Annotated in this window: 16 protein-coding genes; 6 read left to right on the top strand and 10 right to left on the bottom strand. The window is 69.3% G+C overall.

The window, feature by feature from the left end; translation table 11 throughout:
• Nucleotides 1-128: 128 nt before the first annotated feature.
• From ABS361_07105 to ABS361_07135, 7 genes are all read right to left on the bottom strand, one after another.
• The gene (locus ABS361_07105; GenBank protein XBY45996.1) at nt 129-1391 is read right to left on the bottom strand and encodes an ABC transporter substrate-binding protein; all 1263 of its coding nucleotides are present in this window, start codon (nt 1389-1391) and stop codon (nt 129-131) included.
• Nucleotides 1392-1560: 169 nt separating this feature from the next.
• Nucleotides 1561-2670, bottom strand: a complete 1110-nt coding sequence (locus ABS361_07110; protein ID XBY45997.1) for a LacI family DNA-binding transcriptional regulator — start codon at nt 2668-2670, stop codon at nt 1561-1563.
• Between the two features lie 355 nt (nt 2671-3025).
• A complete protein-coding gene (locus ABS361_07115; GenBank protein XBY45998.1) occupies nt 3026-3592 on the bottom strand; it encodes a cytochrome b in 567 nt (188 codons plus the stop codon).
• Between the two features lie 186 nt (nt 3593-3778).
• Complete coding sequence (locus ABS361_07120; GenBank protein XBY45999.1) at nt 3779-4639, bottom strand: hypothetical protein; 861 nt, start codon at nt 4637-4639, stop codon at nt 3779-3781.
• A 5-nt stretch (nt 4640-4644) separates the two neighbouring features.
• Nucleotides 4645-5712 carry a glycosyltransferase family 4 protein gene (locus ABS361_07125; protein XBY46000.1) on the bottom strand — a complete coding sequence of 356 codons (1068 nt, stop codon included), beginning with the start codon at nt 5710-5712 and terminating at the stop codon, nt 4645-4647.
• Nucleotides 5713-5719: 7 nt separating this feature from the next.
• Nucleotides 5720-6136 (bottom strand): 6-carboxytetrahydropterin synthase, encoded by a 417-nt coding sequence (locus ABS361_07130; protein ID XBY46001.1) that lies wholly within the window; start codon nt 6134-6136, stop codon nt 5720-5722.
• Nucleotides 6103-7458: a zinc-binding alcohol dehydrogenase gene (locus ABS361_07135; protein XBY46002.1), complete on the bottom strand. Its 1356-nt coding sequence runs from the start codon at nt 7456-7458 to the stop codon at nt 6103-6105. The genes ABS361_07130 and ABS361_07135 overlap by 34 nt, the downstream gene beginning before the upstream one ends.
• 141 nt (nt 7459-7599) lie before the next feature.
• Here ABS361_07135 and mdoH point away from each other — a divergent pair, with 141 nt between their 5' ends.
• The 6 genes from mdoH (at nt 7600) to ndk (ending at nt 17233) form a co-directional block, all read left to right on the top strand.
• The gene (mdoH, locus tag ABS361_07140) at nt 7600-10485 is read left to right on the top strand and encodes a glucans biosynthesis glucosyltransferase MdoH (protein XBY46003.1); all 2886 of its coding nucleotides are present in this window, start codon (nt 7600-7602) and stop codon (nt 10483-10485) included.
• 205 nt (nt 10486-10690) lie between these two features.
• A complete protein-coding gene (locus ABS361_07145) occupies nt 10691-13117 on the top strand; it encodes an ATP-binding protein (GenBank protein ID XBY46004.1) in 2427 nt (808 codons plus the stop codon).
• Nucleotides 13110-14879: a DUF3369 domain-containing protein gene (locus tag ABS361_07150; GenBank protein XBY46842.1), complete on the top strand. Its 1770-nt coding sequence runs from the start codon at nt 13110-13112 to the stop codon at nt 14877-14879. The genes ABS361_07145 and ABS361_07150 overlap by 8 nt, the downstream gene beginning before the upstream one ends.
• Nucleotides 14880-14986: 107 nt before the next feature.
• Entirely contained in the window at nt 14987-15700 is a 714-nt protein-coding gene (locus ABS361_07155; protein ID XBY46005.1) for a response regulator, read from the top strand.
• A gap of 416 nt (nt 15701-16116) precedes the next feature.
• The gene (locus tag ABS361_07160; protein XBY46006.1) at nt 16117-16509 is read left to right on the top strand and encodes a hypothetical protein; all 393 of its coding nucleotides are present in this window, start codon (nt 16117-16119) and stop codon (nt 16507-16509) included.
• A 301-nt stretch (nt 16510-16810) separates the two neighbouring features.
• A complete protein-coding gene (gene ndk, locus ABS361_07165; GenBank protein XBY46007.1) occupies nt 16811-17233 on the top strand; it encodes a nucleoside-diphosphate kinase in 423 nt (140 codons plus the stop codon).
• Nucleotides 17234-17333: 100 nt separating this feature from the next.
• On the opposite strand, the gene ABS361_07170 is transcribed toward ndk, so the two are convergent.
• The 3 genes from ABS361_07170 to ABS361_07180 all read right to left on the bottom strand — a co-directional run bounded on the left by ABS361_07170 (nt 17334) and on the right by ABS361_07180 (nt 20252).
• On the bottom strand, nt 17334-18599 hold the full coding sequence (locus tag ABS361_07170; protein ID XBY46008.1) for a polysaccharide biosynthesis C-terminal domain-containing protein: 1266 nt from the start codon (nt 18597-18599) through the stop codon (nt 17334-17336).
• Complete coding sequence (locus ABS361_07175; GenBank protein XBY46009.1) at nt 18596-19435, bottom strand: glycosyltransferase; 840 nt, start codon at nt 19433-19435, stop codon at nt 18596-18598. The genes ABS361_07170 and ABS361_07175 overlap by 4 nt, the downstream gene beginning before the upstream one ends.
• Nucleotides 19436-19574: 139 nt before the next feature.
• Nucleotides 19575-20252 carry a class I SAM-dependent methyltransferase gene (locus tag ABS361_07180; protein ID XBY46010.1) on the bottom strand — a complete coding sequence of 226 codons (678 nt, stop codon included), beginning with the start codon at nt 20250-20252 and terminating at the stop codon, nt 19575-19577.
• Between the last annotated feature and the right edge of the window lie 5 nt (nt 20253-20257).

The following is a 20257-nucleotide window of genomic DNA, read 5'->3' on the forward strand; positions in this document are numbered from 1 at the left end:
GACCTCGGCTGGTCTGGATGTGGCCGTGATGGACAAGGGGCGTGTCCTCTCGATGAATTCCGCGCCGGCGCGCCGGCGTACCGTCCCGATGGAGGCACGGCGCCCCTCGCGAGGCGCCGTGCGGAGGATCACTTCGCGTCGTTGATCGCGCGGACCAGTTCGGCGACGGCCTGGTCGGACGTCTTGATCTGGTCGTGCACGAACTTGGTCACGACGTCCTTGTAGGCGTTGGCGACCGCCGGCGGGGCGCCGTAGCCCTGCGCCAGCGAGCCGAACAGCGTGCCCTTCTCGTTGGCCGCCTTCAGATCGGCGATGCCCTTCTTGCCGCAGGCGTCGAAGTCGGTGTCCGGCACGTCGGTGCGGGCCGGAACAGAGCCCTTCACGACGTTGAAGGCCGACTGGAAGCTCTTCGACAGCGTGGCGGTGGCGAGCGCGACCTGCGCGGCCTTGCGGTCGGCGCCGACGTTGAACATGCCGAACATGTCGGAGTTATAGACGACCGAGCCCTCGGTGCCGGGGAAGCGGTAGCAGAGGAAGTCCTTGCCCGGCTCCTTCTTGGCGGCGACGAACTCGCCCTTGGCCCAGTCGCCCATGACCTGCACGAGCGCGTCACCCTTGATCACCATCGCGGTGGCGAGGTTCCAGTCGCGGCCGGAGAAGTTGGCGTCCACATAGGGCTTCAGGCGGGCGAGGTTGTCGAAGGCCTTCTTCATGGTCGGCGACTTGAGCGAGGCCTCGTCGAGGTCGTTCATCGCCTTCTTGTAGAACTCCGGACCGCCGGTCGACAGCACGATGCTGTCGAACATGGTGGCTTCCTGCCAGCTCTGGCCGCCGAGCGCGAGCGGGATCACGCCGGCCTTCTTGGCCTGGTCGAGCAGCGTGACGAATTCGTCGAAGTTCTTCGGCTGCTTGCCCTCGATCTTGTCCATGACGGACTTGTTGATCCAGAGCCAGTTGACCGAGTGGACGTTGACCGGCGCGGCCACCCACTTGCCGTTATAGACAGAGAACTTCTGCAGCGCGGCCGGGACGGCCTTGTCCCAGCCTTCCTTCTTGGCGGTGTCGGTCAGGTCGCCCATCACGCCGGCGGCGGCGTAGTCGAGCACCGTGTAGCCGAGCATCTGCGAGGCGGTTGGATAGTTGCCGGCCGCGACCATCGCCTTCAGCGCCGTCATGGCGGCGTCGCCGCCGCCGCCGGCGACCGGCACGTCCTTCCAGCCGTAGCCTTCCTTGGCGAGATCCTGCTTCAGGACATTCAGCGCGGCCGCTTCGCCGCCCGAGGTCCACCAGTGCAGCATCTGCACTTCCTTGGTCTGGGCGAAAGCCGAGCCCGAGAACGCGACACCGGCGGCGAGCGCCACACCGGCGAGGATTTTCGACCGATACGTCATGGTGCATTCCTCCCAATCCGCCGGAACCGCCGGTCTTCCTGCCGGCCTTCCGGGATTTGCTTGTCATGGTGGTGCCCGTCGAAAGGACGGACGCCGGTCTTCCGGCCGGGGAGCGCCCCGGCGGCGATTCACCCGGCCGATCGGCCGGAGAAAGGACTTTCCGCGCCGCTCATGCCGACGCGCCGATCTTCAGCGCGGCAGGCTGCGCGGGCGTGTTCGAAGTCTGGGGTGCGGGGCCCGCGCCGGAGGAGGCGCGCACCACCAGCCGCGTCTCGCCGACATGGCCGACTTCGGCCGGATCGGCGCCATGAATCAGGCCGAGCAGCACCTCGGCGGCGCGCTGGCCGATGCCGCGCGTGCCGGCGTCGATGGTGGTCAGTGGCGGGTTGTTGTCGGCGGCCTCGGCAATGTCGTCGAAACCGACCACCGCGACGTCGCGGCCGACCACCAGGCCGGCTTCGGCGATCGCGCGCGTGGCGCCGATCGCGACCACGTCGTTGTAGCAGACGATCGCCGTCGGCCGCCGCGACGAGGCGAGCATGGTGGCCGCGGCCTCCAGGCCGCCGGCGCGGGTGGGCATCGATTCGAAGATCAGCGAATGGTCGGCCGGCAGCCCGGCGGCATGGAGCGCGTCGCGCCAGCCGGCGATCCGCTCCTGCTGCGTGGTGATCGAGGCATAGCCGCCGACATAGGCGATGCGGCGATGGCCGAGGCCGATCAGATGCTCGGTCGCCTTGCGCGACCCGGCGCGATTGTCCGGGCCGACATAGGGCAGGGGGCTGCCCTCGACCCGGCGCATGGTGATGACGGTCGGCACGGAGCGGGTCGGCAGGTTGGCGAGATCCCAGGCCCGCGAGCCGCGCGCCGGGCTCATGATCACGCCCGCCAGATTGTGCTCGCGCAGCGAGCGCAGCACATGGGCCTGACGCTCCAGATCCTCGTTGGTGTTGGCCAGGATCGGCACGAAGCCGAGCCGGTAGAGCGCGTCCTCGACCCCGACCGCGAGCTCGGTGAAGAACGGGTTCATCAGATCGGAGATCAGGAGACCGACGAAGCTCGAGGTCGCCTTGCGCAGGTTGGCGGCGCCGCGATTGTAGACGTAGCCGTAGCGCTCGATCACGCGCTCGACCTTCTCGCGGGTCTCCGCCTTCACGAGCGGCGAGCCGCGCAGGACGAGCGAGACCGTCGACTTCGAGACGCCGGCGGCGGCCGCAATGTCGACGATCGTCGCAGGTCTGCCGGCGCCCGCCTTCGGCGCGCCGGACCGCGTCTCCACCATGTCGCTCCTCCCATCCGCCGGTTTTCCGGCGGCGCGCGGCCATCTGTGATGGTCCGCTTCTTGGAACGTTCTCAAGACGATCGGGGCGGGCTGGCTTCCTTGGCTGGAAGTCACTGGAAAACTGAGAGGAATTTCCAGCTGCGCGCCGACTGCTCGTCTTTGGAACGTTCTAATTTTCCAGATTGATGAGACAGCGTCGCCGAACTGTCAAGCGGAACTCAATCGGTTTAAGGCGGCGGCCGCGGCGCCGTTCGGGGCGAGCGTAGGCAAAACCGTTTCGGCTCAAACGGTTGCGCTCAAGTCTTACCTTGGCGACGAATTCAATCGATTGATCACGAGACCGTGCGCCGGATCCTCAGATCGGCCACATGCGGCCGATCAGGCCGTCCTTGCGGACGAACTGGTGGTAGAGCGCGGCGGCGACATGCAGCGCGACCAGTCCGGCGATGACGAGGCCGAGGGTCTCGTGCAGGCCGAACAGCACCTTCGACAATGCCTCGTCCTTGGCAACCAGCACAGGCAGTTCGAACAGGCCGAAGATGCCGATCGGTGCGCCATAGGCATTGGTCGCGATCCAGCCGACCAGCGGGGTCAGGATCAGCAGCGCGTAGAGCGACCAGTGCACGACCGCCGCGATCGAGCGCTGCCAGAGAGGGATCGCCGCATCGAGTTCCGGCGGCCGGTTACCGAGCCGCCAGGCCAGGCGCAGCACGACCAGAACCAGCACGACGAAGCCCACCGCGCGGTGATTGTCGAACAAGCGGTTCTGCAGCGGACCGTCGCCGATGCGGACCATGGTCAGGCCGGCGGCGATGGCGCCGATGACCAGGACCGCGACCAGCCAGTGCAGAATGCGGGCGACGCGTCCGTAGCGGGGCGACCCCGGTCGGAGCGCGGCGGCGGAAGCGAGCTCGGCGGGCATGGGCGGCTTCTCCGTCTGGGCCGGCGGTTCCATGCGCGGCGGCGCGCGTCCCGGCTCCGTCGAAGATAGTTCGCTCCCGGCCATCGGGGGAGGGGCGGCGATGTTGAAACGTCCGGGATCGACGCATCGAGGCAGGGGAGGCACGGCGCCGTGAGGGGGCTCCGGGACGCCCCGCATCGGCGGCGCTCAGCGGATCGTCGGGACGGCCAGCATGTCCAGGTGACCGACGACGATCCGCAGCCGGCCGGCCGCGGCCTCGGCCGCGCGGCGCTCGCGCCAGCGGGCGAGGGCGGTCCGATCGACGAGGTCGGTCTCCGCGGCGGCGGTCGCCCAGCCGTCGACCAGCGCAGCCGCAAGCCCGGCGTCCTCGGGCCCCAGCACCCAGTCCGACCGGCCGAGTTCGACCCGGAAGCCGTTGGCGCGGAACACATGCGAGGCGATGTCGGGCGCCCGGGGCCCGAGCGCCGGCCCGAAGCCCTTGTCGCGCGTCATGTGGGCGTTGAAGGCGTCGAAGATCGCGGTGTCGACCGGATCGGACGGCTCGATCGCCAGCCGCCCGTCGACCGACAGGGTCGCGAGCACCAGGGCACGCGCGGCGGCGGCCGCTTCGGCGAGGCGCTCGGCGAAGCCGCGCGAGGCGAGATCGAGGAAGGCCGACATTGTGACCAGGTCGGCGCCCTCGATCGCCTCGTCGAGCGCGCCGTGCGCGAGATCGAAGACCTCGGCACCGACCGCGATCGGGCGACCAGCGGCATCGACGACATCGGTCAGGCGTTCGGACGCGGCGGCGAGCAGCGCCGCGTCGCGATCGACCAGAATCCATCGCTGCGGACCGGCGAGATGCGGCGCCAGCGCCCGCGCGCTCGCGCCATGGCCGGCGCCGAGATCGACGATCGCGAGGCCGTCCGCGCCGTGCTCGGCGGCTGCGAGCAGATCGGCGAGCTTTGTCACCAGGCCCTGGTTGCGCGCGCGCCGGTCGGCCGGCTCGCGCAGATCGAGCCAGGTGAGATCGAAGGTCGCGGAGTCGGGCCGGTCGGTTGCGCTCATCGCCGTCATCTCGCCTTCTGGATCGCGGCCTCGACCACACGAGCGAAGAGGCGTGCCGTGTCGGCCCATCCGGGCAGCCGCAAGGCCGCCGCGCGCGCCCTGGCGGCCAGCGCGGCGCGGCCGTCGGCATCCTCGATCATACGGCGCAACGCATCCGTCAAGGCCGGTCCGCCGCCGGGCGGCACCAGAATGGCGGCGTCGCCGAGCGTATCGGGGATGGCGCCGCCGGTCGTGCCGATCACCGGTAGGCCGTGCGCGATCGCCTCGGCATAGGCCATGCCGTAGCCCTCGTAGTACGAGTTCAACACGAAGACGTCGGCGCGGTCGTAGAGCTCCGCCAGCGTATCGCGGTCGATGGGGCCGGTCCGGGTCACGCGTGCCGTCAGTGAGGTATGGCGGCGGATCGTCTCGTCGAGGCGCAAGGCCTCGTTCGGATCGAGGCGCGGGTCGCCGACGATGTCGAGCGTCCAGTCGCTGGAGGGCAGCGCCGCCAGTGCCTCGACCAGTTCGACATGGCCCTTGCGCGGGATGATCGAGCCGACCGCGAGCAGGCGCACGGTCGGACCGCCGCTGCCGCGGGCCGGCGGCATACGGTCGGTGCCGGGGACGGCGATCGCGATCTCGTCGCGCGGAACGCCGAAGTCGGCGGCGAGAATGCCGGCGGTCGCCGGGCTCGTCACCACGATGCCGTGGGCGGCGGCGAGCGCGGTGCGCTCCGAGGCGGCCAGCGCGGCGACGGTCGCGGCATCGAGGCCGGTCTCCAGCGACAGTGGATGGTGGATCAGCGCCACCAGCGGCGCGCGGCTGGCGAGCCGCGCCATCGCCTCGGGCAGCACGGCATAGGCGAGGCCGTCGACGGCGACCGGGCCTCCGGCGGGCAGCGCATCCAGGAGACGCTCGGCTTCGGCGCGTTCGGCCGGGTTCGGAAACGGAAAGGTGTCCGGCAGGTGCAGGACGTCGATTCGCCAGCCGATCGTCTCGAGTTCCGCGAGCAGGCGGCGGTCGTAGCCATAGCCGCCGGTCGGCTTGTCGAGCGGACCGGGGACGACGAAGGTCAGCGTGCGCTCGGTCATGGTGGGGTCACGCGGCCGCGGCGGTGGCGAGCGGCGCCTCGTACCAGGCCCGCGCGACGTGGCTCTCGTGCAGCATGACCTTCAGCCGCGCGATCGCGCGGGCATCCTCGCCGAGACGTCCTTCGACGATGGCGCGGGCCATCTCGTCGAAGATGTGCTTCGCCAGCACCTCGGTCGTGGTGTTGCGGCCGGCGAAGGCCTCGACGTCGTCGAGGTTGCGATAGGCGAGCGGCGCGAGCGTTGCCTTCAGGGCGTCGTGGGCGAGGCCGATGTCGACCACGATGCCGTTCGGATCGAGCGCGGGGCGGAAGAAGGCGACGTCGACCACGAAGGTCGCACCGTGCAGCCGCTGTGCCGGCCCGAAGACGTCGCCCTTGAAACTATGGGCGATCATGATGTGGTCGCGCACCTCGACTGCGTACATCCGGGCTCTCCCCCCCTGTGCGGCCTCGGTCGCCGCCGGCTGCGTCCACCGGCCTCGCTGGGCCGGCGGGGACCAAGGGAACATGCCGGGCCGGCGCTTGTCGAGGCTCCGATCAGGCGCCGAGGATCACGATCTCGCCGGGTGGCGCATCGTCGTCGGCCCAGAGGCCCGGAGCCTCCGGAACGGGGCGGGATCGCCGCGCTCGGCGGCCGGATAGACGATGACCGCGCAGGGGCTCCCGGCCCGCCGGCCAGGATGCGCGGCATCGCCGCCGGCAGATCGGCGAAGGCGACCGGCTCGGCGAGCAGCACGTCGAGCGCCGGATCGTCGAGCAGTTCCAGCGCGGTCGTCAGCCGGCGCCGGCCGTCCCAGCGCGGCACGCGCTGCGGCGGCACGCGGCCGACCTGGCTCGACACGATCCGGAGCCTGCGGGCATGGAACGCCTCGCCGAGCGGCACCGCGACCGAACGGGCGCCGTACCAGCTCGCCTCGACCACGGTCGCCTCCGAACCGGCGAGGCCGAGCGCCGTCGTCAGGCCTTCGGCGGTGGCCGAGGCGTGGACGACGACGTCGAAGTCGCGTCCGAACAGCAGCGGCGCGTCGATCGGGGTGGCGAAGCGCGCGCCGAGGGTCTCGGCGATGAACCGGCGGCTCGGCTGTACGTCGATCAGTGCCACCTCGGTGCCCGGAATGCGGGCCGCCAGGCGTGCAACCAGCGCGCCGACCGTTCCCGCGCCGACCACAGCGACCCGGTCGCCGGCGGCGACGCCGGAATCCCACAGCACGTTCAGCGCCGTTTCCATGTTCGGGCCGAGCACCGCACGCCGGCTCGGCACATTGTCGGGCAATGGCACGGCGGCCTCGGCTTCGATCACCAGCCGGTCCTGATGCGGATGCAGCACCAGTACGCGGCGGTCGCGCAAGGGACGCGGGCCGTCGATCACGCGCCCGACGAGGCAGTAGCCGTATTTGACCGGGAAGGGGAAGTCGCCGGCCTGATTGGGCCCGCGCATGCGGGCGAACTCGCTGATCGGCACCTCGCCGCGGAACACGAGCCCTTCGGTGCCTCGCGAAACCGCGCCGTAGAGCGCCTCGACCAGCACCTCGCCCGGCAGCGCCGAACGTGAGGGCTCGAAGCGCAACTCGCCCTGGCCCGGACCGACGGTCCAATAGGCGCGCGGACGCGACGGCGGGGTGTCAGATCCGGGCGCGCTCGGTCGTGCCGGGGCCGGACGGGCGGCCTCCTCGGAACGCGCGGCCTCCTCGGGCCGTAGGGAAGGCGCGGGGGCCGTGGACGGGCCGGTCGGGTCGCTCTCGTCCATGATTTCCTTCACTGTCGAAAAGGTGCTTCCGAATTGGTGCCGCGGAACGACGCCGCGACTCTCGTCCGCACCTCCTACTTGAGCTATGCGTATCGGCCCGGTTGTTAACCGGTCCAGCAACGCAACGGCGAAAATTTCAGTATGATTGTCGATCAGAACACGCATCGGGCGAGTTACGCAACGGAGGATCGCGCTGTTGCCGTCGGGTGGCGGCGGCGGATCTTCGCGCTCGCAGGCGTTGCGATCTGGGCCGGGCTTCTGGCGTTGTTCGCGCGCGCGTTCGCTGCAGGCGGATTCGGCATCGTGGAGATCGCGATCCTGATCGCCTTCGCGCTCTATCTGCCGTGGTCGCTGTTCGGGTTCCTCAACGCGACGATCGGTTTTCTCGTCATGCGGCTGGCGCGAGATCCGCTCGCCGCCACCTGCCCGCCGGCCGCGGTTGCGGACCAGCAGGCGCCCTTGACCACCACGACCGCCGTGCTCTGGTGCATCCGCAACGAAGATGTCGATCGGGTGTTCCGGGCGGTCGCGCTGATGGCGGAGGACCTCGCTGCGCATGCGCCCGCCGGGCATTTCGCGATCCACATTCTCTCGGACACGAACCGCCCCGAGATCGGTGCCGACGAGGAGGCCGCGGTCGCGGCATTGCAGGCGCGTTTCGGCGCGGCGCTGCCGATCGCCTATCGGCGGCGCAGCTCGAACGAGGGTTACAAGGCCGGCAACATCCGCGATTTCGCCGTGACCGCGGGCGGGGCCTACGATTTCGCTCTTGTGCTCGACGCCGACAGCGCGATGACGGCGGCGAAGATCCTGTCGATGGTGCGCATCATGCAGGCGACGCCGCGGCTCGGCATCCTGCAGAGCCTCGTGGTCGGACTGCCGTCGACGAGCCCGCTCGCGCGGCTGTTCCAGTTCGGCATGCGGCTCGGCATGCGCTCCTACACGCTCGGCAGCGCCTGGTGGCATGCCGACTGCGGGCCCTATTGGGGCCACAACGCCCTGATCCGGCTCGCGCCGTTCACCGCCCATTGCGATCTGCCGCGGTTGCCGGGCAAGCCGCCGCTCGGCGGCGATATTCTCTCGCACGATCAGGTCGAGGCGGTGCTGATGCGCCGCGCCGGCTACGAGGTGCGCGTGATCCCGGAGGAGGGCGGCTCCTACGAGGAGAACCCGCCGACGCTGATCGAATTCGTGCGCCGCGAGATGCGTTGGTGCCTCGGCAACACGCAATATTGGCGGCTGCTCGATCTGCCCGGCCTGAAGCCGACCAGCCGGTTCCAGCTCGTCATCGCGGTCGTGATGTTCGTCGCCTCGCCGACCTTCCTGATCCTCTGGTCGCTCCTGTTGATCGAGGCGCTGCGGCGGCAGGGCGAGGTCTGGCTCGATCCGACGCTCGGCCTCTGGCTCGTCGCGATCGCGGTCGCGATGATCTTCGCGCCGAAGCTCGCCTCGGTCGCCGACGTGCTCATCGATCCGGCCAAGCGGCGTGGATTCGGCGGCGGCTGGCGGTTTCTCGCCAGTTTCGCGATCGAGACCGCATTCTCGTTCCTGGTGACGCCGATCTCGATGGTGGCACATACGCTGATGATGATTTCCCTGCTGTTCGGCCGTTCGATCGGTTGGACGGCGCAGGTGCGCGACGCCCACACCGTGCCTTGGCGGGAGGCGGCGGCGCGGTTCTGGCCGCAGACGCTGATCGGCGCTCTCGCCTTCACCGGCCTGTGGCGGCTGGCGCCGATCGCGACCGTCTATGCCGCGCCGGTCTATCTCGGCCTGCTCCTCGCGATCCCGCTCGCTGTCGCGACCTCGAGCCCCCGGATCGGGGCGTTCATGCGCCGGATCGGTCTCGCGGCGATCCCGGAGGAGATCGCCATGCCGGCGGAGGTCGCCCGGCTCGTCGGCGTCGATGCGCCCGGCGATGCCGCGCTCGGCGATGCGGCATCGGGCGAGGCCGCCCCCTTGCCGTGGGCGCCGCCGGAGGCTACCTCCCGACACAGTCGGAGTGACGATCGGGAGACGACCATGGCGATTGAGATGACCGCGACGAACGGCCTCGTCCGGGGGACCAGGTTCGGCCGGATGTTCGGGGCGTTGGTCGGCGCGGTCGCCGGCCTGACGGTGTTGGCCGGCAGCGGCGCTGCGGCCGAGCCGATCGCGGTCGATGTCGCCAACAAGTCGGTCAAGACCAAGTGCGCCGAGGAGGACAACGTCTACTACACGCTGTCGTCGGAGAAGATCTCGGGCTTCACCATCGAGGCGCGGACGCCGGCCTATGTGGCGAACATCCTGCGCGATTCCTCCGCGCCGGACTTCTCCGGCTGCACCTTCGGCCATGATCCGGTCGCGGTGCAGGCTAAGCCCTACATCCCGCCGACCGCCGTGCTCTACGAGGACGACCAGTTCATCCTCAAGGGCGTCGTCTATCCGGACTTCTGGCGGCCGACCACCGTGCCGGTCAAGGTTGGCAACCTGACGCAGAACTTCCTGCATCTGGTCCAGCTCTGGAAGAAGACCGCCGGCGGGCCGCTCGAATTCCTCGTCTTCTATCCGCAGGACGGCTACTGGCGCCTCAAGGCGCTGCCGCCGTTCAAGATGCACGAGGTCTCCTACGGCTCGTCGTTCCTGTTCGGCCCGGTCGAGGTGTCGACGCGGCCGTTCGTCGGCTACAAGTCGGTCGAGTTCGATCCGAAGACGCTGACCTTCACGATCGCCTTCGAGCGCGGTGGCGTCGCCAAGGCGCGCGTCACGAGCCTCGAGGTCGGCAGCGCCAAGGTCGACGTGCGCTTCGAGGGCGCGGTCGATCCGAAGTACCCGTTCGCGGGCCTGCGCTCGATGTATGTCGAGCCCGCCAATGCCGACACGGCCGAGACGGTCTGGCGCGCGACGCCGGGCGGGCCGCTCCAGAAGGACACGGTGGTCGACTTCCACTCCGGCAAGGCGGCCGAGGTCGGCTTCGTGCGCTCCGTGCTCTCGAGCCACAACACCAGCGCCCCGGACATCCTGTTCGGCGGCTTCGTCAAGGACTGACGCCTCCGTTCGTGCGCGGGGCGCGGCGGCGCGCCCCGCGCACGAAACATCTCAGTTGCATCCGCCGGCTAATCATCGACATCCCCGGTCGGATGGACAACAATGTACGCTCAGGACGGGTGATGGCGGGGTCGCTGCACGCGGCCGTGTGCGGCGACTCTTGTCTGGTCGCCGAGGATTGGAGCCGGGGCGGAGCTGTGCGGGCATGAGCGGAGGGCGGATCGCGACCGCCGGCGAGGTGCGGAGCGAGGGCGACGCGTTCTGGACCCGGCTCGTGCGCCGGGTCCCGATCGGCTGGCGCATCGTGCTCATCGTCGCGATCAACGCCGCCGGTCTCGGCCTGCTCGCCATCCTGATCGGCCAGAGCGTCGGCGAGGTCGGGCAGGCGTGGCGCGACCTCCGGGTGGTTCGCGAATACGACCGCCTGCTCGTCGACGTCGACAGCGAGGCGAGCCGGCTGCAGAGCCTGATCCACCGCTATTTCAGCCGCCCGACCGACGACGTCCTGCGCGAGATCGTGCGCCGGCAGGACGAACTGCTGTCGCGGCTCTCCGACCGCAATGTCGCCGATGCGGAGCTGCGCAGCGACCTGCGCGGCTTCGAGGAGATCACCAAGCGCTTCCTGTTCGGCTTCGATGCGCTGCGCGAGGTCAACGGCCAGATCCAGTCGACCTACGAGGACGATTTCGTGCCGCTGGCGACCGAAATCTCCGGTCTCTACGGCCAGATCGATCAGGCGACGGAAAAGAGCCGCTCGCCGATCTGGACTGCGCTCGGCCGCTCGCGCGAAGCCTTCTCGCAGATGCTCGTCGAGGCCAACGCCTTCTACCTGTCGCGCTCCACCGAAGCGCTCGACAAGGCTCGCGACCACATCGCGGCGATCGAGCGCGCGACGCCGGGCATGATCGATCTCGCCGAGAACGACGAGCAGCGCGCGGCGCTGCAGCGGCTCGGGCCGTGCGCGGCATCCTTGCGGGCCGCGCTCGAGAAGATCGCCTCGGGTTTCGACCGGCAGGCACGGTTCCTGGGCGCGGCGATCGACGGCAATCAGGCGGCCATGTCGTCCTCCATCGACAAGGCGTCCGACCGCATCCGCGCCCGCGAGGCGGCGGCGCTGCAGCGGTTCGACCAGACCCTGACCAACGCAACGCGCCGCGTCGCGGCGGTCGGCATCGGCTTCGTCGCGCTCAGCCTGGTCGCGAGCCTTGTCGTCGCCCGCTCGATCCGCGCGCCGCTGCGCGACCTGCGCGAGACGATGCGGGCGATCGTCGACGGGCAGTACGAGCGCGTCGTGCACGGGCTCGACGCGCGCGACGAGATCGGCGGCATGGCGGCCTCGGTCGAAGTGTTCCGCGACAATGTCATCGCCAAGCAGCGGGTCGAGAAGGAGCGCGAGGAACAGGAGCGTCGCTGGCGCCGCATCCTCGAGACGAGTCCGATCGGCGTCGTGATCGTGGCCGGCGACACCGGTCGCCCGGCCTTCGTCAACCGCAAGTACGAAGAACTGTTCGGGCTGAAGCCCGGCGAGGACATTTCGTCCAGCCGCTCGCTCGGCGACATCTTCGCCAGCGCCGCCGACGCGATCAGGCTCTCCGACGCCGTCAAGCGCCAGGGCGCCGTTTCGGGCTGGGAAGTCGAGATGAAGCGGGCGAACGGCGAGATCTGGTCGTGCCTGCTCGAAGTCCGGCCGATCGAGTTCGAGGGCCGGCCGGCGCATATCTTCTGGCACTACGACGTCACCGACCGGCGCCGCGCCGCCGACGAGATCCGCTTCGCCAAGGAGCGCGCCGAAGCGGCGCTCGCCGATCTCAAGGACGCGCAGGCGAGCCTGATCGAGGCAGAGAAGCTCGCCGCGATCGGCGGTCTGGTCGCCGGCGTCGCCCATGAGGTCAACAATCCGGTCGGCATCTCGCTGACGGTCGCCTCCTCGATGCAGCGCCGCGTCGAACAGTTCCAGGGCGAACTCGCCGCCGGGCCGCTGCGCAAGTCGAGGCTCGACGACTTCCTTGCCGGCGCACGGGAGGCGGCGACGCAACTCGTCGCGAATCTGACCCGCGCGGGCGAGCTGGTGCAGTCGTTCAAGCAGGTGGCGGTCGACCGGACGCATGCGGAACGGCGGTTCTTCGATCTCGCGGAATCGACCGAGCAGATCGTCGCGAGCCTCAGGCCGACGCTGAAGACCACGCCGCACCGGCTGAGCCTCGATCTCGCGCCCGGCATCGTCATGGACAGCTATCCGGGCGCCTTCGGGCAGGTCGTCACCAACCTGTTCATGAACGCGCTGACCCACGGTTTCGCCGACGGCCGGGCCGGGCAGATCTCGATCCGCGGCCGCATGCTCGACCGCGACACGGCCGAGCTCGTGGTCGCCGACGACGGCACCGGCATGGCCGAGGACGTCGCCAAGCGGGCGTTCGAACCATTCTTCACCACGCGGCGTGGTTCGGGCGGCTCGGGCCTTGGGCTCCACATCGTCTACAACATCGTCAACCGCCGGCTGGGCGGCCGCATCTCGCTGGACTCCTCGCCGGGGCAGGGCACACGATTCCGCATCGTGCTGCCGCTCGTGGCGCCGAGCGAGGAGACCGGCCCGGAGGAGACGCGCAAGGTCATGGATGTCGAACATGTCTGACGAGGATCTGGTTCTCTTCGCCGATGAGGACGGCGGCCAGCCGAGCGTTGCCGCGGTGCCCGAAAAGGTCTGGAAGATCGCGATCATCGACGACGATCAGGCGGTCCACGACGGCACGCGCTTCGCGCTCTACGACTACGCGCTGAACGGCGAGGGCATCGAGATCGTCTCGGCCTTTTCGGCCGAGGAGGGGCGCACGCTGCTCGCCCGGCATCCGGACGTCGCGGTCGTGCTGCTCGACGTGGTGATGGAGACCGAGACGGCGGGCCTCGATCTCGTCGAATACATCCGCAAGGACCTCGGCAACGAGATGGTGCGCATCATCCTGCGCACCGGCCAGCCGGGTCAGGCGCCGGAGCGGCGGGTGATCGTCGATCACGACATCAACGACTACAAGGCCAAGACCGAGCTCACCGCCGACAAGCTGTTCACAGCGCTGACCGCGGCGATCCGCAGCTATCAGCAGCTCCTGCGCATGGAAGAGACCCGGCGCGGCCTCGAGATCATCATCGACGCCGCCGCGCGGCTGTTCGATCTGCACTCGATGCAGCGGCTCGCCGAGGGGGTGCTGACCCAGATCGGTTCCCTGCTCAAGGTCGACTGCGCCGGCATGCTGGTGCTGCGCGAGGCGCTCGAGGGGGCGCAGCCGGACGGGTTTTCGGTGATCGCCGGATCGGGCGTCTATGCTCCGATCGTCGGCGAGGGCGGCGCGACCCGGCTGTCGCCGGAGGTGCGCGGCCTGGTCGAGAAGGCGTTCCAGACCCGCTCGCACCAGTTCCTGGACCGCAATTCGGCGCTCTACATCCGCACCGCCTCGGGACGAGAGGTGGCGGTCGTGCTGGAGGCGGTCAAGCGGCTGACCGACACCGACAAGACGCTGGTCGAGGTCTTCTGCGGCAAGCTCTCGATCGCGTTCGAGAACGTGCTGCTCTATTCGCGGCTGCAGGAGGCCAATGCGACGCTCGAACGCCGGGTCGTCGAGCGCACGCGCGAGCTGACCGAGGCCAATGCCCGGCTCGACGCCCAGCGCGAGACGCTGAAGCGCGCCAATGCCTTCAAGATCGACCTGCTCGGCATGGTCGCGCACGACCTGAAGAACCCGATCAGCGTCATTCTCGGCCGTGCCGAGATCATCGGCGAGCTGATCGACCGGCCGGAACCGCCGAAGGACATGCTCGCCGCGCAGGTCGGCCGCATCGTCGAGCCGGCGCGGACCATGCTCCGGATGATCCAGCAGCTCATCGAGGACGCCATGTCCGATGCGCTCGACATTACGTTGCGCCCGGTCAGGCTCGATGTCGTCGACGTCGTGCGCCGCGTGGTCGAGAGCCAGACGCCGATGGCGGAGGCGAAGGATCAGGCGATCACGATCGACGCCGCCGCTGCCGCCGCTGCGGAGGCCGATCCGGACCGGCTGCGCGAGGCGGTCGAGAACATCGTCTCCAACGCGGTGAAATACTCCCCGCGCGGCGGGCGCATTTCGATCTCGGTCGCGGCCGAAGCCGCCGCCGGCAGCCACTCCGGCGGCCGGATCGTGATCCGGGTCGTCGATCAGGGGCCGGGGTTGACCGCTGAGGACCTGTCGCGGGTGTTCGGCCGGTTCCAGCGGCTGTCGGCGACGCCGACCGGCGGCGAGAGCTCGACCGGGCTCGGCCTGTCGATCGCCAAGCAGATCGTCGAGCTGCACGGCGGCAGCGTCGCGGCGGCGAGCGCGGGGCCGGGGCAGGGTTCGACTTTCGAGATCGTGCTGCCGGGCTTGTGAGTTTCGTTGTCCCGGCATCTTGCGGGGTGCCGGGCATGACGCGAACATGCGATAAGTGTATCTGCGTCGGCGACGCCGCCGGCGCGGGAGTGAGTGGGGCCGATCTGATGACGCAGATTCCGCTGATCGCCGTGGTCGATGACGACCGAGCGACGCGCGAGACCGTGTCGGACTACCTGAAGCTCCATGGCTTCGAGGTCGCGCCGCTGTCGGGCGGGCAGGCGCTCCGCGCCGAACTCGTCCGGCGCGAGCCGGATCTGGTCGTGCTCGATCTCAACATGCCGGAGGAGGACGGGCTCTCGATCGTCCGTTTCCTCAAGGAAAAGGCGCCGCGCGTGCCGGTGATCATGTTGACCGGCACGGCCAGCCCGATCGACCGCGTCGTCGGGCTAGAGCTCGGCGCCGACGACTATATCGCCAAGCCTGCGGAGCTGCGCGAACTGGTCGCGCGTATCCGCTCCGTGCTGCGCCGGGCGACCGCGCCGGCCGTGGCCGCGCCGGTCGAGAAGGCGAAGGAAGTCCGCTTCGGAGCCAAGTGGCTCAATCTCGAGACCCGGCACCTGCGCGACGACGCCGGGTCGCAGCTGCTGACCACCTCCGAGTTCGACCTGTTGAAGGCCTTCGCCGACAATCCGAACCGGGTTTTGTCGCGCGAGCGCCTGCTCGACCTCGCCAATGCCCGCGACCCGGACGCCTTCGACCGCGCCATCGACGTGCGCATCACGCGCATTCGCAAGAAGATCGAGGCCGATCCCGGGACGCCCAAGGTGATCCGGACGATCCGCGGTGCCGGCTACATGTTCGTGCCCGACGGGAAGTGATCGTCGCCGGCGCGGCCGTGATCGCCCGATCAGGCTTGGACGCGGTCGCCCAGCCGCTCCTCCGATCCGCGGAAGGGAACCGCGACCTCGCGCGCGCGTTCGTTTCGGGTAAGGGCGTCTCGGTACACGCCGACGATGTCGAAAGTCTCCGGCACCCGTCACGACGAAATGATTCGAGCGTGATCGAAACAATTTTAGGCGCGGGAGAAAACGGGCTGTAATTCGGGTCGCGTATACCTACCTCAATCGAGTAGCGGAAACGCTGATCCGACCGGCCGGGCGATAGGAGCGCGCGGCCGGACGCACCACTTTTTGCCGGCGCACTGCCGGTCGAGAGCGAGCAAGCGGGCGGCCCGAACGGGGCCGCCGGACCGAGTGGAACCGCGTGACGCGAGGTGTGGCCGAGGGAGGCACCCATGCGCAGTGAGTTCAAGATGGTGACAGCCGGCTTCGTCGCCGGCGCTCTGGTCGGGATCCTGGCCCTGTCTTCGGTCAGTGCCTCGATCGACGCTTTTCACGCCTATCGCGGCGACCGCATCGCCGCGCCGGTCAAGGCACCGCTCGTGTTCGGCGATGTCGATCCAAAGGCGGTCGTCAGCCACGTCGAGCTGATCGGCCCGAAAGGCGCGGTCGTCGAGTTCCGCGATCCGGCCGGCAATCTCGTCTATCGCTCCGACCCGGTCGCCAACACGACCGTGGTGGTGAAGAACGCGGTGATCCCGTCCTTCACCGTGCGTCAGCACGAGGGCGACATGGCCGAGCTGAAGCTGGTGAACAGCGGACAGAAGGCCGACCGCATCCGCAACTGAACCGGCCGAGGCTCGGCTCGTCCGAGCCGGCGATCAGCATCGCCGTGCCGCCCGATTTGACGCGCGAGCCGTGCCGCCGAGGCGCGGCTCGTGCCGTTTCGTCGGCACGCGGACGGCTGTGACACCATGGCGTGCCAACGGGTTAGCGGCCGCGGTTCATGATACGCGCGAAATCCCAGGGCTCGGGCGGTTTTTCGATCGCCGAGGGCCGGCGCTCGGCTTGGCGGAGACGCGACGACACGCTATAAGCCGCGCCGACCCACCGATTTTTCCTCCCGAGACGCCCGAAAGGACAATTTCCATGGCGATCGAACGCACTTTCTCGATGATCAAGCCGGACGCGACCCGTCGCAACCTGACCGGCGCCATCGTCGCCAAGCTCGAGGCCGCCGGCCTGCGCGTCATCGCGCAGAAGCGCATCTGGCTGAGCCTCAAGCAGGCCCAGCAGTTCTACGCGGTGCACGCCGCCCGTCCGTTCTACGGCGAGCTCTGCGAGTTCATGTCGTCGGCCCCGGTCGTCGTGCAGGTGCTCGAGGGCGAGAACGCCATCCTGAAGAACCGCGAAGTGATGGGCGCCACCAACCCGGCCAACGCCGACGCCGGCACCATCCGCAAGGAATTCGCGCTGTCGATCGGCGAGAACTCGGTCCACGGCTCGGACGGCCCGGACACGGCCAAGGACGAGATCAAGTTCTTCTTCTCGGATCTCGAGATCGTCGGCTGATCGGCGCATCCGCGCTGAACCGAACGAGGGCGGTGCCGCGAGGCGCCGCCCTTTTTTCGTGGCGGCGACGGGGGCTTTTGTCGGCCGCGCGCCGGGCCCGCTACTCGGCTGCGCCTGCTCGGGCGATGCGGGGGCGCGTCGGTTGGGCGAGCCGCAGCCGTAGCGCGGTGACGACCACGCCGACCAAGAGGTAGGCGACCGCCGCACCGAGAATGCCGAGGTGCGGAATCAGCGCCAGATTGAGCGCTGCGGCAACCAGCACGCCGGCGATCGACGTCGTCGCGATCTCCCGATCCCGGTGGAGCGAATACAGCAGGAAGCCGGCCGTGTCGGCCGCCATGCGGGCCAGCGTCGCAGCAAGCACGATGGCGAAGATCCACAGGTTCTCGGCCAGCATCGGCCGATCGACCCAGGGCAACAGGACCGGCAGCGCGACGCCGACGCCGCCGGCGAGCAGCAGGCCCCAGACGCGGCTCTCGGCCATGATGCGCCGCCGCTCGGCCTCGAAGCGCCGGCTGTCGCCGCTCGCGTCGGCGGCGACCAGCTTCGGCACCTGCGGCTGGACGATGCCGTTGACCGCGAGCGTGTGCACGACGTTGGCGTAGGACCAGAAGAACGTGTAGACGCCGGTCAGCTCGAGGCCGAGGAAGGCCGAGACCAGAAACCGGTCGAGATAGAGATTGCCGATCTGGCCGATCTCGGCGATCCAGAACGGCACGCCGACCCGAAAGCCCTCGTCGAGGCCGCGCCAGTCGAAGCCGAGATGGCGCCAGCGGCCGCCGCTGAGCGACGTCGCGAGCGCGGAGGCGAGCATCAGCAGGAGACCGCCGAGCCAGCCGAGCAGCACCATGTCGAGCGTGCGCGTGCTCGGGACGAGAAGTCCGACCAGGATGACCACCGGCGGCCAGGCACCGGAGCGCAGGAAGAACTGCAGGTTGGCCGGTCCGGTCCGTTCGCGGCCGATCTCGATCGCATAGAGATCGTAGGCGACGTGTTCGAGCAGCAGGATGCCGGCGATCAGCAGCATCGTCGTCGGTGCCGGCAGGAAGCCGAGTACCGCGAGCAGACTCCAGATCACCGCCTGCACCACGACCTCGACGCCGATCGACAGCGTCAGCCGCGCCATGGCGAGCGGGATCGCCCGGGCGCGGTCGAGACCGACGACCTTGCGCGTCACCCAGTCGGAGAGGCCGAAGCCGAAGACGGCCTGAATGCCGGTGGTCGCGCCGACCAGCAGGCCGAAGACGCCGACATCGCCGAGGCCGAGATAGCGGGCCATGTAGACCGCGAGCGCGAATTTCGCCGCGGCATTCGCAAGGCGAATGCCGAGCAGGAAGCACTGGACGATCACACGCCGCGGGATCATGCGGGCACCGCTCGAGTACGCCGGGCCTTCAGGCGGGTCACGAGGCCGACGGGGGTCGCAAAGAGAACGAGCGTCTTGGCGACACCCGCCCAGGCGCGCCAGTCGAGCGGCGCGAAATAGCGGAGTTGCACCCGCAGGCGATCCCAGAGCTGGCGCCGGCGGCGGCCGAGCGACTGGCCGTTCTGGGACAAGCGGTAGTCGACCAGCACGACGGGCAAGTTGGCGAAGCGCGTGTGGCGCTGGAAGCGCCGGAGCATCTCGTAATCTTCGGCCACGACAAACGAGGTGTCGTAGCCGCCGTGCTTGCGGAACAGCGCGGTGCGCGCCATCAGCGTCGGGTGCAAAAGCGCGAGATTCGAGAACATCGCTGTCCGAATGTCGTCGTCCTCGGTCGGCATGCTCGCCTGATACACCGGCTCGAAGGTCTGCTCCGTCACCACCTGCATCGCGCTGCCCACGGCGCCGATTTCGGGATGAGCGTCGAGGAACGCTGCTTGCGCGGCGAAGCGATCGGCGCGGACGGCGTCGTCGGCGTCGACGATGGCCACGTAAGCGTAATCGGCGGCGAGGATGCGTTCGAGCGCGTGGTTGCGCGCGGCACCCGGGCCGCAGTTCTCGCTCAAGCGGAGGATGTGCAGATTGGGTGCCGTCTCCAGGATGCCGGCCACCGGCACGCGACTGGCGTCGTCGACCACAAAGAGATCGACCGTCGTCGTCGCGGCACCGCCGCGCGCGGCGTCGAGCACGCTTTGTACGGCCCGCCGGATCGTCGCCTCGGCATTATAGGCCGCCATGATCACGGCGATGCGCGCCGTCGGGTTCGTGGTCTGCGTCATCCCGTCCGCCGTCTCGATCGCCGTCTCGAGCCCGAAATGGCTCAGGGGCGTCCGGGCGGATCGACGCCCGATAGACTATGACATAAACGACAGGATGTTGCGGTCGGGTTTACGCCCCGCATTTCAGGCGGAGCGACGATTACGCCACCGGCCCGATCCGCCCGAGCTGGGCATAGCCGCCATAGGGCCGCTCGAATACGATCGGACGCCCGCTTGCGGCGGCGAGGCGGCGCATCTCGGCTTCGAGGTCAGCGCGGGGCGTGACGTGGAACAGCCTCAGCCAGGCATGAAGCGCACCGCGCGCCAGGGATCCAAGACCTTCGCAGAAGCCGAAATCGACCACCGAGAAGCTGCCGTCCGGCGCAGTCAGCCGCAGCCCCTCGGCGAGGGCGGCCTTCCAGTCCGGCACCATCGACAGCGTGTAGGAGAAGTAGACCCGGTCGAAAGCGTCCCGGCCGAAGGCACCGGCGGCATCGAAGCGGGTGGCATCACCCTGGACGAGCCAGGCGCGGCCGTCGAGGCCGGCGCGGGCGATGTTGGCGTCGGCCGTCTTCAGCATCTCGGCCGAGATGTCGAAGCCGAACAGCGCGGCCGAAGGATAGGCGCGCGCGACCGCGACCAGATTGCGCGCGGTGCCGCAGCCCATCTCGAGCACGGCGCCCCCCGGCGGCACGGCGAGGCCGGCGATCATGCGATCGCGGCCGAGCAGGTAGTGGCGGCGCGTCGCGTCATAGACGTGGCGCGTCAGCCGGTACATGCGGTCCATCGCGGCCGCGTGGCCGCGCGAGGGCTCGGCCGTGGGCGCCGGCGCGGTCATGGCCC

It is taken from the genome of Ancalomicrobiaceae bacterium S20, from assembly GCA_040269895.1.
Lineage (GTDB): Bacteria > Pseudomonadota > Alphaproteobacteria > Rhizobiales > Ancalomicrobiaceae > Methyloraptor > Methyloraptor flagellatus.